Genomic DNA, 13491 nt, shown 5'->3' with positions numbered 1-13491 from the left:
AGGAGAGAAGAAATATGTCCGACATGCCTAAAGCAGATGAGCTCTTCAAGAGCATAGATTACACTCCGCCGACCACCGGCTGGATGGAAACCCCGGTGGACTTTTCACCGGGCAACTGGTGCTACCCCGCCAAACCGGAAAAGATGGAGTATATGGAATCCAAACTCCCCGGTCTGTGGGGGCCTGCACGCCAATGGAGTCCGGGTGAAGCAGATTGGAAACTGCCCCCCAACTGGAAGGAGATCGTGGTCAATGGTTTCCGCGAGCGCCTTGGAAAGTTCCGCTCCCTCAAGCTCTTCATGGACATCTGTGTCCGTTGTGGAGCCTGTGCCGACAAATGCCATTACTTCATCGGGTCCGGTGATCCGAAGAACATGCCTGTCCTTCGTGCCGAGCTGATGCGCTCTGTTTACCGCGGCGAATTCACTCTGGCCGGGAAAATCCTGTCCAAACTGACTGGCTCCCGCGTCATGGAAGAAGATGTCCTGAAAGAATGGTTCATCTACTTCTACCAGTGCACCGAGTGCCGCCGCTGTTCCCTGTTCTGCCCATACGGAATCGATACTGCGGAAGTCACCATGATGGCGCGCGAGCTGATGCACCTGGTTGGCTTGAACACCAACTGGATCATGGAGCCTGTCTCCAACTGCAACATCACCGGAAACCACCTCGGCATCCAGCCCCACGCCTTCAAGGACATCGTGGATTTCATGGTTGATGATATCGAGGAAATCACCGGCAAAAAAGTCAAGGCTCCGCTCAACGAGCACGGGCACGACATCCTGTTCATCACCCCCTCCGGCGATGTCTTCGCCGATCCGGGCATCTATACTTTCATGGGCTACCTGATGCTGTTTGATTATCTGGACCTGGATTACACCATGTCCACCTATGCATCAGAGGGTGGAAACTTCGGTTCCTTCACCAATAACGAGACCATGAAGAAACTCAATGCCAAGATGTACCACGAAGCCAACCGTCTCGGTTGCAAGTGGATTCTCGGCGGTGAGTGCGGCCACATGTGGCGCGTTGTCCACCAGTACATGGATACCATGAACGGCGAGACCCAGGGCAAGCAGATGTGCACCCCGGTCAACCCGATCACCGGAACCGTATTCGAGAACTCCGCTGCCACCAAAATGGTTCATATCACCGAGTTCACTGCCGATCTCATCAAACACGGCAAGCTGAACCTCGACCCAAGCCGCAACGATCATCTGCGCGTCACCTTCCATGATTCCTGCAACCCCGCTCGGGGGATGGGTCTTCTGGACGAACCGCGCTACGTTATCAAATCCGTCTGTAACAACTTCTTCGAGATGCCTCCGGCAACCATCCGTGAGCAGACTTTCTGCTGCGCAGGCGGTTCCGGCCTGAATACCGAAGAAATCCTCGAAATCCGCCTTCGCGGCGGGCTGCCTCGCGGCAACGCCCTGAAGTATGTCCAGGACACACATGACGTGAACACCCTGGCCTGCATCTGCGCCATTGACCGCGCCACCCTGATTCCGCTCGCGGACTACTGGGCCCCAGGCGTAACCGTCACTGGAACCCATGAGTTAGTCGCCAACGCATTGATCATGAAAGAAGGCGAAGAACGCACCATGGACCTGCGCATGGAACCCCTTCCCGGATTCGAGGACGAGGAAGACGACTGGACGCCCCCGAACATGGAGGATGCATAAATGAAAATGCACTATGGATTCCCGATCATAGCTGGTCTGGTTATCTTCATTGGCCTCCTCTGCGCTCCCTTCTTCAAGGGTGTGGCAGTGACCAAGGAATACAAACAGCCTGAGCTCAAGCTCCCTGTGGGCGAGACTGAATGCATCGAGTCCAAGGAGTACATGCGGGAAAACCACATGCAACTCCTCAACAATTGGCGCGACTGGGCTTTGCGTGATGGCAAGCGTGTCTACACGAACCACAAAGGCAAAGAGTTCACCATCTCCCTGCAGAACACCTGCATGAAGTGCCACGTGAGCAGGGCAGACTTCTGCGACAAGTGTCACGCCGATGCCGGTGTCTCTCCCTATTGCTGGGATTGCCATATTCAGCCGGAGGGTTTGAAATAATGAAGAATAACAGAAGAACCTTCATCAAGCTTGCCGGTCTGGCTGCCGCCGGTCTTGCCATTGCTCCCAAGGCCATGGCTTCCAGCGGTGGGCACTCCCCGGTCAAGCCCCATGCCGAGGGTTTCCACGGCAAACACTGGGCAATGGTCATCGATACGACCAAGCTGCATGACGAGGAAGAGATCGCCAAGTTGGCCCATGTCTGCCACTCCCTCCACAATGTCCCTGAAGCCAAGGGCAAGAAGGAAATCAAGTGGATATGGTCAGACGAATATGAGCACACCTTCCCCGAGCAGGAAAACCCGCATATGTCCGAAGAAGTGCACCACCGTGACTTCGTCCTGATGTGCAACCACTGTGAGCACCCGCCGTGCGTACGAGTCTGCCCCACCAAGGCGACCTACAAGCGCCCTGACGGCATCGTTGCCATGGATTACCACCGCTGCATCGGCTGCCGCTACTGCATGGCCGGTTGTCCTTTCGGAGCGCGCTCCTTCAACTGGGGCGAACCTCGCAAGAATCTGGACCTTACCAAGCTGAACCCCGAGTACCCAACTCGTATGCGCGGCGTTGTCGAGAAGTGCAACTTCTGCGTTGAGCGGCTGTCCGTCGGTAAAATCCCGGCTTGTGCCGAGGCCTCGGAAGGAGCCATGATCTTCGGCGACCTCGCTGACCCCGAGTCCGAAGTCCGCAAGGTTCTGCGCGAACGGTTCACCATTCGTCGTAAACCCGCTGCCGGCACCGAGCCCAGCGTTTACTATATCATTTAGGAGGAATCAGAATGCTTGAATTAGCTCTCAAAGGTTCCAAGAGATATTACGGCTGGATCGCATTCCTCCTGGTTCTTATCTGCATCGGGTCACTGGCGTGGCTCGACCAGTTGATGAATGGCCTGGGGGTCACAGGCATGAGCCGTGACGTCTCCTGGGGCTTTTACATCTCCCAGTTCACCTACCTGGTCGGTCTTGCCGCCTCGGGCGTCATGATCGTGCTTCCCAACTACTTTCACAACTACAAAACGAACAAGCACATGGTCATATTCGGTGAATTCATGGCCATTGGCGCATGCATAATGTGCCTCATGTTCATCGTCGTCGATATCGGTCAGCCTTCCCGCATGCTCAACGTGATCTTCCATGCAGCACCGAACTCGATCTTGTTCTACGACATGATCGTGCTCAACGGGTATCTCGCACTCAACCTGCTGGTGGGCTGGACCTGCCTTCAGGCTGACAGGCAGAACCTGCCGCATCCGAAGTGGCTCAAGCCCTTCATCTACACGTCTGTGATCTGGGCTTTCTCGATCCACACCGTGACCGCGTTCCTGTATCAGGGTCTGCCCGGCCGCCACTACTGGCTCACCGCCATTCTGGCTGCCCGCTTCCTGGCCAGCGCGTTCTGCTCCGGACCTGCCATCCTGCTGTTGGTGATGATGGTCACGCAGAAGTTCACAACATTCAGAATGCCTAAGAATGCCCTGAAGACACTGGTCAAGATCATTGCTTACGCCATGTGCGTGAACATGTTCTTCTTCATGCTGGAAGTCTTCACTGCCTTCTACTCCAATATGCCAGGACACACCCATTCTCTGGTGTACCTGTTTGCAGGCTCTCACGGTCACCACGAACTGGTTGGCCTGATGTGGACATTCATCGGTCTGGCTGCCCTCAGCATCATCATGCTGACGACCCCCAAGCTTCGCAATAATCTGAAGCTGCTGCCGTTCACTCTGGTAATCCTGGTTATCGCAACCTGGATCGACAAGGGGCTCGGTCTGTTGATCGGTGGATTCAACCCCACTCCCTTTGATACAATCACTCCTTACTGGCCCACCGGCAAGGAGCTTCTGGTCTCCATGATGGTCTACGCCATCGGCGCACTGGTCGTGACGGTTCTTTTCAAGATCGCCACTGACGTCAAGCAGGAAATGGGTCACTCCCAGTTGCTGCCTTGTGGGTGTTCTTCCGAAGACCATTGCGATTGCACCATGGAATGCGGCTGCCCCAAGGGCGAATGCACCTGTGAGGCAGTTGATGCCCCTGCCGAGGCATAATCGGCGCCTAGCCACGTAACGTCACCTCGCTAGGTTCGTTAGGCACATCAAAGGCCCGACTCCATTGGAGCCGGGCCTTTCTCTTTTCCTTTTTTGTCCTTTATTGCGTGTTTCTTGTCATTGCTGCCAAACCAGGATCAGTCTATCTTCAAGACTCAGTGCGCACACATGACAAAGGACCATCCATGAAGAAGAAAATAGCGATAGTGCTCTATGACGGACTGGCCTCACTGGACGTCACAGGTCCGGCCGATGTATTCTCGGCAGCGACAATGATGCTGGCACACGCTGGTCGAGACAATGAAGGGTACGATCTGTCATATCAGGGAATGACGCAGCTCCGGGTCAAAACAGCCTCCGGTCTGTCATTCTGTGTTGACGGCTCCATCGGGAGCGGTCACCCACTTGATACGCTGATCGTTCCGGGCGGACCGACTGCCGAAGCCATCTCCGATTCCGTACCGTTCCTCGCGGCCCTGAAAAGAGATGCTGAAAAAGCAAAAAGAGTCGTATCTGTGTGTACCGGGGCATTTCTATTGGCAGCGTGCGGACTTCTGCACAGTAAACGGGCGACAACGCATTGGCTGGCTGCTGAGCGATTGGCTGAAAAGTACCCGGATATCAGGGTTGAAGCCGATGCCATCTATGTCCGCGACGGCCGAATCTCTTCGAGTGCCGGAGTCACGGCAGGCATTGATCTGGCCCTCGCCCTCGTAGAAGAGGACCACGGCCCATTGATTGCCATGGAGATAGCGCGCCTTTTACTGCTGTATAGAAGACGGCCCGGTACGCAAAGCCAGTTCAGCACTCCCTTGGCGACACAGACAAACTCGGTCGGGCGCTTTGCCAAACTCTGCCTCTGGATGGAAAACAATCTGACAAAAGATCTGCATGTGGATCACCTCGCCGAGCGTGTTGCCATGAGTCCTCGGCATTTTGCCCGGACATTCAGTTCCGAAACCGGAATCAGTCCGGCCCGATATGTCGAAGAACTCAGACTCGGACACGCCCGTGAACTGCTCGAATCAGGAGCCGTCAACCTTGGTTTCATTGCCCAACAGAGCGGTTTCGGACGAGAAGAACGCCTCCGGCGAACATTCCAACGCAGACTTGGCGTCAACCCGCGTCACTACGCGGAACACTTCCACAACAATGAAGGATCTCTTCCATGAAAAATCCAGTTTACGGCATTTACATCTATAATCATGTGGCCGAACTTGACTGTGTCGGGCCGCACAGTGTCTTTGCTCTCTCCAATATCATCGATAACCGGACACCCAATGTCGTTCTCATCAGCGAAATGACCGACCCGATAACAGGTATCGGCGGCATGAAGATCACCCCGGACGCCACCTTCGACGACCACCCGGACCTGGATGTACTTTTGCTGCCCGGAACAGCCGATGTCGCTGACCATGCTCTCAAAAACAAACGCGCGCTTCCCTGGATCAAAGCACAGGCCGAAAAGGTCACCTTCCTGACCGCAGTCTGCACGGGGGGCCTCATTCTCCAGAAGGCAGGATTGCTCAAGGGGAAAAAAGCGACCACACATTGGATGGAAACGGATTTGATGGCTGAAGACCCGGATACCACCGTCATACCCGACGTCCGATATGTCAGAGACGGTAACATAGTCACGTCCCAGGGCGTTTCAGCTGGCATCGATATGGCCCTTTGGCTGGTAGGCCAACTCCACTCACCCGAACATGCCCGCCAGGTTCGCAAGATCATGCAATACGATCCGGCTCCTCCTTATACAGCTGACGTGTAACATCAGGCCCTTCTTCCACTGAAGAAGGGCCTTCTTCTCATACTGCTTCCCGCAACCGGTTCCAGATATTCCCACGCTCTGAATTCAAGGGTCACACGGTAAAAAGTCCGGCCGCATTGACGAAATCCCGTTTGCAGAGTAATCAACGGGCGCACTAATCTTAAGACATGCGAGGCGGACATGAACATTGGCGAATATACATTCGAAGAATTCAAGGAAAAGGCCAGGGAATTTCACGGGTACCCCGCACCGGGCCTACTGATAGGCGGCTACATGGTTGAAGCGGCTAAATCCCGATTACCCGAAGGCACACTTTTCGAGGCCATGGTTGAATCAGGAAAATGCCTCCCGGACGCAGTCCAACTCCTGACCCTCTGCTCCACCGGTAATAACTGGATGAAAGTCAAATTGCTCGGCCGATATGCAGTTTCCTTGTATGACAAATTCACGGGTGTCGGATTCCGTGTCTCCATTGACCAGGACAAACTGGAACTCTGGCCTGAGATTAAAGGCTGGTTCATGAAGGAAAAACCGAAAGCCGAACAAGACACGGAAGCCCTTCTCGCCGAGATAAAGAAAGCTGGTGACACCATTTGTTCCATACGGCCGATTACCATTCATGAACGCTATCTGGGGCATGGCCATATGACGTCCATTGATGTCTGCCCGATCTGTCACGAGGCATATCCCGGAAGCGACGGAGCCATCTGTCGGGGCTGTCAGGGCGAAGCTCCCTACGTTTCCATGGAAGGAGCCATCTGTACCGATGACGCTCCCCAGCTTCGGGCTATCCCTGTTGAAAAGGCTGTCGGCAAACAGGCTCTGCATGACATGACGGGCATAGAACCCGGAAAATCCAAAGGACCTGTCGCCAAAGCTGGCGACACCCTTGATGCCGGAGATGTCTGCCGATTGCAGCGCATCGGCAAATTCCATGTCTATGTGGATGAAAACTTGCCCAGCGACGAATGGGTTCACGAAAACGAAGCAGTCAAGGCCTTTGCCGCACGCATAGCCGGACCGGGCGTCACCTACGACGCCAACCCCGAAGAGGGCAAAATAGACTTTCTGGCAGAGATTCCGGGAATGCTCTCCGTCGACCGCGATGCACTGACCCGTTTCAATCTCTCACCCGACGTCATGCTCACAACCCGCCATGACGGCTCTCTTATGCCCAAGGGCAAGGGCGTTGGCGGTACACGCGCTTTGCCTCTCTATATCTCTCGCGACAAATTCAGCCGGGCCATTGCCGCCTTGGGCGAAGGGCCAATCATCTCGGTGTCTCCATTGAGACAAGCCAAGGTCGGCATACTCGTTACCGGCACGGAAGTCTTTCAGGGGTTGATCGAAGACAAATTCATTCCCATCATCTCCTCCAAGATCATCAAGCTCGGCAGTGAAATCCACCGAACCGACATTGTCCCGGACGATCGTCAGGCCATCACGGCGTCAGCCACAGCCATGCTCGATGCCGGGTGTGACATGATTATCACGACCGCAGGCATGTCCGTGGACCCGGACGATGTCACCCGAGGCGCTCTCATCGATGCCGGACTGACCGATGATCACTATGGCGTGCCCATGCTGCCCGGCACCATGACTCTTGTCGGAAAAATCCGATCCGCTCAAATAATCGGAGTCCCGGCCTGTGCGCTCTTCTATAAAACGACGGCCTTTGATGTCATCCTGCCACGGCTGCTGGCCGGACAGGAACTGACGAGAAAAGACCTCGCGGCACTGGGAGAAGGCGGTTTCTGCATGAACTGTAAAACATGCTCATTCCCCAAATGCCCCTTCGGTAAATAAAATCGTTTCCCTGTCCCGGCCTCTGTGCCGGGACAGGGTAAATCACCCGCCCCTCCTTTTCCGGCCACCGAGTGTTCTCGACCCGTATGGTCCGGGGATGCCCCTGCTTTTGAAGTGTCGAAAAGCACCCCTTCTCAAATATTCACAAGATCAGAAAAAGCCGCCCATAGCGGCAACAGAGCTTCCCAAAAGAGCCATAATTGTTTGGAATTGATAAAAGCGTTTTTTTTGGAAATATTTTTCCAAAACAGCTCTTGTTTTCACTCCCAATGGAAATAGAATTTTCAAGGGGATACCCTTGAGCCATCGGAGACTATCTCACCTGACAATCCGAGCTTAGGCGGGTCCCCTTCTGTCTTTGCAACATGTATAGAAAACGTCGTGCCATTCCGCATTTCATTTCCATCAAATCACCGGTGTCAAACCGCACTAAAGAAATCATTTTATGTCTATTTTGACATAAAGTAACCTCCTGAAATTCAACATGTTAAATAAAACACAATGAAAAACAGCTGTGCGAGAATACGCAAATGACTTTTATCATTGCCGATTATACTCAACTCACCCATAACCATAGGACCAAACAAGTGAGAGGTACACCTATGCGGTTTTCATCCACTCAAGGTTCGGCTGCCGACATGGCAGAGATGATGCCCTTTTCCGGGCTGGGTCTCTCCATGAACGCCGTCCAGGCCACGGCGCAGGAGATGACGCCTCACATTCACAGCCACTGGGGTTGTGATGATGTTCTCCTGCCCGTCATGGACAGTCTCGTGCAGCTCAGCGGTTATTCATTGCTCGTGGCCTTGAGTCGCGAGATTCGCGGGCGCTGACCCGCGTCAACATCAGGAGGTCAAATGCATACCAACCGAAGGAACTTCCTCAAGCTCTCTGCCACCGCTGCCGTTGCAACGGCGTTCGGCGGCCTGGGGCTGGGGTGTACACCCAAGTCGGCCATGACCGACAGGGTTACCGCCCTGACTCCGAAATGGAGTAAGCAGACCACCACTGTCTGCTGTTACTGTGCAGTGGGTTGCGGTCTCATTGTCAACACATCCCTCAAGGACATGCGCGCCATCAATGTCGAGGGAGATCCGGATCATCCGGTCAATGAAGGGTCTCTGTGTGCCAAGGGCGCATCCATCTGGCAGGTCGCTGAAAATGACCGTCGCCCGGATTCCGTTCTCTACCGCGCCCCGTATTCAAGCAAATTCAAGAAAGTCTCTCTTGCCTGGGCCTTGGAAAAAATTGCCCACAACGTCAAGAAGAGTCGTGATGAGACCTTCACCCACAAGAACTCGCGGGGAGAAGTGGTCAACCGGTGTGACGGCATAGCCTCCCTTGGCTCGGCCGCCCTGGATAACGAGGAGTGTTGGGCCTACCAGACAATGCTCCGCAGCCTCGGCCTGGTGTACATAGAACATCAGGCAAGGATCTGACACAGCGCAACTGTTGCGGCTCTGGCAGAGTCGTTCGGACGCGGTGCGATGACCAATCACTGGATTGACCTCCAGAATGCTGATTGTATTTTGATAATGGGCAGCAACGCTGCCGAAAACCATCCCATTTCCTTCAAATGGGTTACACGGGCACAGGAAAAGGGCGCGACCCTGATTCATGTGGACCCCCGATTCACCAGGACCTCGGCCAAGGCCGACATGTATGCGGGCATCCGTTCCGGAGCTGATATCGCCGTACTCGGCGGCATGATCAAGTACATCCTGGACAAAGACCTGATCTTCAAGGATTACGTGGTCAACTATACCAACGCATCCTTCATCGTCGGTGACAAGTACACATTCAAAGACGGCATCTTCGCCGGGTACGACCCGGAAACAAAATCCTACGACAAGAAAAAATGGGCCTTTGCTCTGGATGCCGAAGGCGTCCCCAGACAGGACCCCACACTTCAGGATCCGCGGTGCGTCTATCAGATGCTCAAGAAGCATTACGAGCGCTACAACCTGGATAAGGTCGTGGATATCTCCGGCATGAAACGCGACGATCTGATCAGTCTTTATGAGACCTTTGCCGCGACCGGAACCGGAGACAAGGCCGGGACCATCATGTATGCCATGGGATGGACCCAGCATACTGTTGGCGTGCAGAATATCAGAGCCATGGCCATGATCCAGTTATTGCTGGGCAACATCGGAATCGCAGGCGGCGGCGTCAATGCCCTGCGCGGCGAATCCAATGTCCAGGGATCAACGGACCATTGCTTGCTCTTCCACATCCTGCCCGGTTACCTGAAAACGCCCAAGGCGGCTCAGCCCACATTGGCGGATTACAACAAGGCATACACGCCACTTTCCCATGATCCCAAATCAGCCAACTGGTGGCAGAACTATCCGAAATATTCGGCTTCCCTGATCAAATCCATGTGGTCGGATGATGACCCGGAAACAGCGTACAACTACCTGCCGAGGCTCGATTCCGCCGCAGCCAGCGAATACTCCTGGTTGACCCTGTTCGACAAAATGAACAAGGGACAATTTCAGGGTCTGTTCTCCTGGGGAATGAACCCGGCGTGTTCCGGTGCCAATGCCAACAAGAACCGTGAGGCTCTCACCAAATTGGACTGGCTGGTCAACGTCAACATCTTCCCCAACGAAACAGGCTGGTTCTGGGAAGGTCCAGACATGGACCCCAGCAAGATCAAGACCGAAGTCTTCTTCCTGCCCTGCGCCGTGTCTATCGAAAAGGAAGGGTCGGTGACCAACTCCGGCCGTTGGATGCAGTGGCGCTACAAAGGACCGGATGCCCCTCACGGACTGAAGCCTGATGGTGACCTCATGTATGAACTGATGCATGAGATTCAGGAGCTGTACAAAAAGGAAGGCGGAGAATACCCGGAACCGATCACCAGGCTCTCATGGGGGAATATCGCCACCAACGGCATCTTCGATCCGCATAAGACCGCCAAGCTGATCAACGGGTACTTTACCCGTGATGTGGAGATCAAAGGCAAGAAGTTCAAGAAAGGCCAACAGGTCCCGAGCTTCGCCTATCTTCAGGACGATGGGTCAACCACGTCCGGTAACTGGCTCTATTGCAACTCCTACACGGACAAGGGCAACATGGCAGCCCGCAGAAGTCTGGCTCAAACCCCGGAACAAGCCAAAATCGGTCTGTATCCGAACTTCTCATGGTGCTGGCCTGTCAACCGCCGTATCCTGTACAACAGAGCCTCCGTTGATATGCAGGGCAACCCTTATAATCCCCAAAAGCCTGTCATCGCATGGACCGGACCCAAGACAAAATGGGTCGGCGACGTCCCCGATGGCGGCTGGGCACCCGGCACGAAACACGCATTCATTATGCGCAAACACGGCTTTGGCCAACTATACGGTCCCGGTCGTGCGGACGGTCCGCTGCCTGAGTATTATGAACCGCTGGAATGTCCGGTCAAGGATCATCCCTTCTCCGGGACGCTGCACAACCCCACGGCTATAACCTACGATAATGAGGAAAAGGCCGTATGCGATCCCAAGTTCCCCTTCATCGGCACAACCTACCGCGTCACTGAACACTGGCAGACCGGTGTCATGACCCGCAACCAACCGTGGCTCACGGAAGCGGAACCGCAGGTTTTCGTGGAAATGTCCGAAGAACTCGCTGAACTGCGCGGGATTGAAAACGGGGCCAAGGTCTGGGTCGATTCCCTGCGCGGCTCCATTTGGGCCAAGGCAATTGTCACCAAACGACTCAAGCCGTTCATGGTGCAGGGGTCCGTTGTTCATCAGGTCGGCCTTCCATGGCACTTTGGCTGGACATGGCCCAAGAATGGTGGAGACACTTCCAACATCCTGACTCCGTCCGTTGGTGACCCCAATACCGGTATCCCTGAAACCAAGGCCTTTATGGTCAACGTCCGCAAGGCGTAAAGGAGGAATGACATGGATAAGACATTCTTCATCGACCTGACCAAGTGTACGGCCTGCCGTGGTTGCCAGGTTGCCTGTAAACAATGGAAGAAACTTCCCGGAGAAGAAACAGAAAATTGGGGTTCCCATCAAAATCCGAAGGATCTCAATGGAAACACCCTGAAACTGGTTCGCTTCAGCGAAGTGGAAGAAGACGAAAAAATGCAGTGGCTGTTCTTCCCGGAACAATGCCGTCACTGTGTTGAACCGCCCTGTCTCGATGCCATGACTGTGCCCGGAGCTATCGTGCACGATCAGGAAACCGGGGCAGTGGTCTATACGGAACTGACCGCCAAGGAACCGGATAAGGACCTCTTCAGAATGTCATGTCCTTATGACATTCCGCGCCTCAACGAGGAAACCGGCCGCGTGGTCAAGTGCGACATGTGCAATGATCGCGTCAAGGCGGGCATGTTGCCATCCTGCGTCAAGACGTGCCCGACCGGCACCATGAACTTCGGTGATCGGGAAGACATGCTGGAATTGGCTGAAGAGCGCCTGGCCAAGGCTCAGGAAAAATTCCCTGATGCGGAACTGGTGGACGCCGATGAAGTGCGTGTCATCTATCTGGTGCAGACAGACCCCGACAGCTACTTCGAGATGCTCTCGGCAGATGCTTCCTCCATCCAGAAAGGACCATTGACCCGGAAGCAATTCCTGGCCAAGCTCGGTCGCCCCTTCAAACGCATGACCACGTAAAAAACCAAACTTCCCGGTACGGGCCAAAAGCTCGTACCGGGAATCACTCCCCACAAATTTCGTTTCGAGAACACCTCCGTAAGCTTGCCGCCGGACCTGGCAATATGGCATACGGGGTTTTCGGCCCCGGCAATTGCTATATCGCCGGGGCCTTTCTTTTTTGAAAGGACATGTCTTGAAAATCAGATTGAAATTTCGCCAAAGGTGAAACCACTCTCGGAGAGTGTCTTTTCGACTTCTCTAGAGGGCGCGCACAGACTCCGGCCGTAACCTCCGATATCCTGCCAAGGCTGCATCAAGTTCTTGCAGTGCCTTGGCTTTGCCGGACGGCAAACGCACTTTGAGAGGCAGATAGTTTGAAGCATGGTTGGCGAGGAACAGCCCCTTGCTCAAATGGATTCCGGAAAGCATCTCCCGAAGCTCCGCCAGCATGCCGAGAGCATCCGGCACAAGGAAATCTCCCTGCGCATGGAGAGTATGCAAAGGGGTCCCCGGCACGAGCATCAGTGAAAGGGCTCCGATCTGATCCGGGTCCATGACAGTCAGAGCACGAGCGGTTTCCCGAGCATGGGACAGGGAATGTTCCACTCCACCGAGACCATTGATAACTGTGACGTTCAACTTGATCCCCGCAAGTCGGACTCGCTGGCCTTGCTCGACAAGAGTGGCACTCTCTCCATACTTGTTCATGCTGCGCAGGATAGCATCATCTCCAGACTCCACCCCCATGTAGAGTATCCCGAGTCCGGCCTGCCTGAGCTCAAGAAGCTCCTGATCAGTTTTTCGCGCAATGCTTTTGGCGTTGGCATAGGAACCGACACGAGTGACCCAAGGCAGCTGTCCCCTGATCCGAGCGAGGATATCAAGAAGATACGACTGAGGAAGAATCAGGGCATCACCATCGCAGAGGAAGAGACGCCGCTGCCGCCGGCAATGGGTTGCCGCAAACGCCAGGTCCCGCCAAACAACGTCCTGGTCCTTGATGGCAAATTTCTTATCGAGGTAAGCCCCGCAAAAAGCACACTTGCCATGAGAGCACCCAAGCGTCACTTGAAGCAGGATGCTCCCGGCCTCGCTCGGAGGTCGAATAAGTGTTCCCTGATAATCCATGCGGTCCAATACCACCAGGAATCACGGTTGAAAAGCTCCGTCTGATTTGCC

Annotated in this window: 12 protein-coding genes; 10 read left to right on the top strand and 2 right to left on the bottom strand. The window is 54.7% G+C overall.

The features are described from left to right. Positions 1–14: 14 nt before the first annotated feature. The 7 genes from dsrK to BN4_RS12525 all read left to right on the top strand — a co-directional run bounded on the left by dsrK (position 15) and on the right by BN4_RS12525 (position 7705). Positions 15–1685, top strand: a complete 1671-nt coding sequence (gene dsrK / locus BN4_RS12555) for a sulfate reduction electron transfer complex DsrMKJOP subunit DsrK (RefSeq protein ID WP_015415780.1) — start codon at positions 15–17, stop codon at positions 1683–1685. Further along, a complete protein-coding gene (gene dsrJ, locus BN4_RS12550; RefSeq protein WP_015415779.1) occupies positions 1686–2075 on the top strand; it encodes a sulfate reduction electron transfer complex DsrMKJOP subunit DsrJ in 390 nt (129 codons plus the stop codon). Further along, positions 2075–2845, top strand: a complete 771-nt coding sequence (gene dsrO, locus BN4_RS12545) for a sulfate reduction electron transfer complex DsrMKJOP subunit DsrO (protein ID WP_041720355.1) — start codon at positions 2075–2077, stop codon at positions 2843–2845. Before dsrJ ends, dsrO begins: the two co-directional genes overlap by 1 nt. 11 nt (positions 2846–2856) lie before the next feature. Further along, the gene (gene dsrP, locus BN4_RS12540) at positions 2857–4128 is read left to right on the top strand and encodes a sulfate reduction electron transfer complex DsrMKJOP subunit DsrP (protein WP_015415777.1); all 1272 of its coding nucleotides are present in this window, start codon (positions 2857–2859) and stop codon (positions 4126–4128) included. Positions 4129–4313: 185 nt separating this feature from the next. Continuing rightward, complete coding sequence (locus BN4_RS12535) at positions 4314–5300, top strand: GlxA family transcriptional regulator (protein ID WP_041720354.1); 987 nt, start codon at positions 4314–4316, stop codon at positions 5298–5300. Continuing rightward, positions 5297–5899, top strand: coding sequence for a DJ-1/PfpI family protein (locus tag BN4_RS12530; protein ID WP_015415775.1), 603 nt, complete (start codon positions 5297–5299; stop codon positions 5897–5899). Before BN4_RS12535 ends, BN4_RS12530 begins: the two co-directional genes overlap by 4 nt. Positions 5900–6079: 180 nt before the next feature. Continuing rightward, a complete protein-coding gene (locus BN4_RS12525) occupies positions 6080–7705 on the top strand; it encodes an FmdE family protein (protein ID WP_015415774.1) in 1626 nt (541 codons plus the stop codon). A 150-nt stretch (positions 7706–7855) separates the two neighbouring features. Here BN4_RS12525 and BN4_RS17775 read toward each other — a convergent pair whose 3' ends face one another. Beyond that, positions 7856–7993 (bottom strand): hypothetical protein, encoded by a 138-nt coding sequence (locus BN4_RS17775; RefSeq protein WP_157871384.1) that lies wholly within the window; start codon positions 7991–7993, stop codon positions 7856–7858. A gap of 242 nt (positions 7994–8235) precedes the next feature. Here BN4_RS17775 and BN4_RS12520 point away from each other — a divergent pair, with 242 nt between their 5' ends. The 3 genes from BN4_RS12520 to BN4_RS12505 are packed head-to-tail and all read left to right on the top strand — an operon-like array spanning position 8236 to position 12330. Then, positions 8236–8538 carry a hypothetical protein gene (locus BN4_RS12520; RefSeq protein ID WP_157871382.1) on the top strand — a complete coding sequence of 101 codons (303 nt, stop codon included), beginning with the start codon at positions 8236–8238 and terminating at the stop codon, positions 8536–8538. 24 nt (positions 8539–8562) lie between these two features. Next, positions 8563–11592, top strand: a complete 3030-nt coding sequence (gene fdnG / locus BN4_RS12510) for a formate dehydrogenase-N subunit alpha (protein WP_083863101.1) — start codon at positions 8563–8565, stop codon at positions 11590–11592. Positions 11593–11604: 12 nt separating this feature from the next. Then, complete coding sequence (locus BN4_RS12505; RefSeq protein WP_015415770.1) at positions 11605–12330, top strand: 4Fe-4S dicluster domain-containing protein; 726 nt, start codon at positions 11605–11607, stop codon at positions 12328–12330. 240 nt (positions 12331–12570) lie between these two features. Here BN4_RS12505 and BN4_RS12500 read toward each other — a convergent pair whose 3' ends face one another. After that, positions 12571–13440 carry a radical SAM protein gene (locus BN4_RS12500; RefSeq protein WP_015415769.1) on the bottom strand — a complete coding sequence of 290 codons (870 nt, stop codon included), beginning with the start codon at positions 13438–13440 and terminating at the stop codon, positions 12571–12573. Positions 13441–13491: the final 51 nt, after the last annotated feature.

It is taken from the genome of Pseudodesulfovibrio piezophilus C1TLV30, from assembly GCF_000341895.1.
In the GTDB taxonomy this organism is placed as follows: domain Bacteria; phylum Desulfobacterota; class Desulfovibrionia; order Desulfovibrionales; family Desulfovibrionaceae; genus Pseudodesulfovibrio; species Pseudodesulfovibrio piezophilus.
This window is presented reverse-complemented; position numbering and strand designations above follow the sequence as displayed.

Bases quoted from the DNA above. Each gene is read 5' to 3' on its own strand.
- BN4_RS12525 (WP_015415774.1), top strand. From the start codon at position 6,080: ATGAACATTGGCGAATATACATTCGAAGAATTCAAGGAAAAGGCCAGG.
- dsrO (WP_041720355.1), top strand. From the start codon at position 2,075: ATGAAGAATAACAGAAGAACCTTCATCAAGCTTGCCGGTCTGGCTGCC.
- BN4_RS12500 (WP_015415769.1), bottom strand. From the start codon at position 13,440: ATGGATTATCAGGGAACACTTATTCGACCTCCGAGCGAGGCCGGGAGC.
- BN4_RS12530 (WP_015415775.1), top strand. From the start codon at position 5,297: ATGAAAAATCCAGTTTACGGCATTTACATCTATAATCATGTGGCCGAA.
- BN4_RS12520 (WP_157871382.1), top strand. From the start codon at position 8,236: ATGACTTTTATCATTGCCGATTATACTCAACTCACCCATAACCATAGG.
- dsrJ (WP_015415779.1), top strand. From the start codon at position 1,686: ATGAAAATGCACTATGGATTCCCGATCATAGCTGGTCTGGTTATCTTC.
- BN4_RS12505 (WP_015415770.1), top strand. From the start codon at position 11,605: ATGGATAAGACATTCTTCATCGACCTGACCAAGTGTACGGCCTGCCGT.
- BN4_RS12535 (WP_041720354.1), top strand. From the start codon at position 4,314: ATGAAGAAGAAAATAGCGATAGTGCTCTATGACGGACTGGCCTCACTG.
- dsrP (WP_015415777.1), top strand. From the start codon at position 2,857: ATGCTTGAATTAGCTCTCAAAGGTTCCAAGAGATATTACGGCTGGATC.
- dsrK (WP_015415780.1), top strand. From the start codon at position 15: ATGTCCGACATGCCTAAAGCAGATGAGCTCTTCAAGAGCATAGATTAC.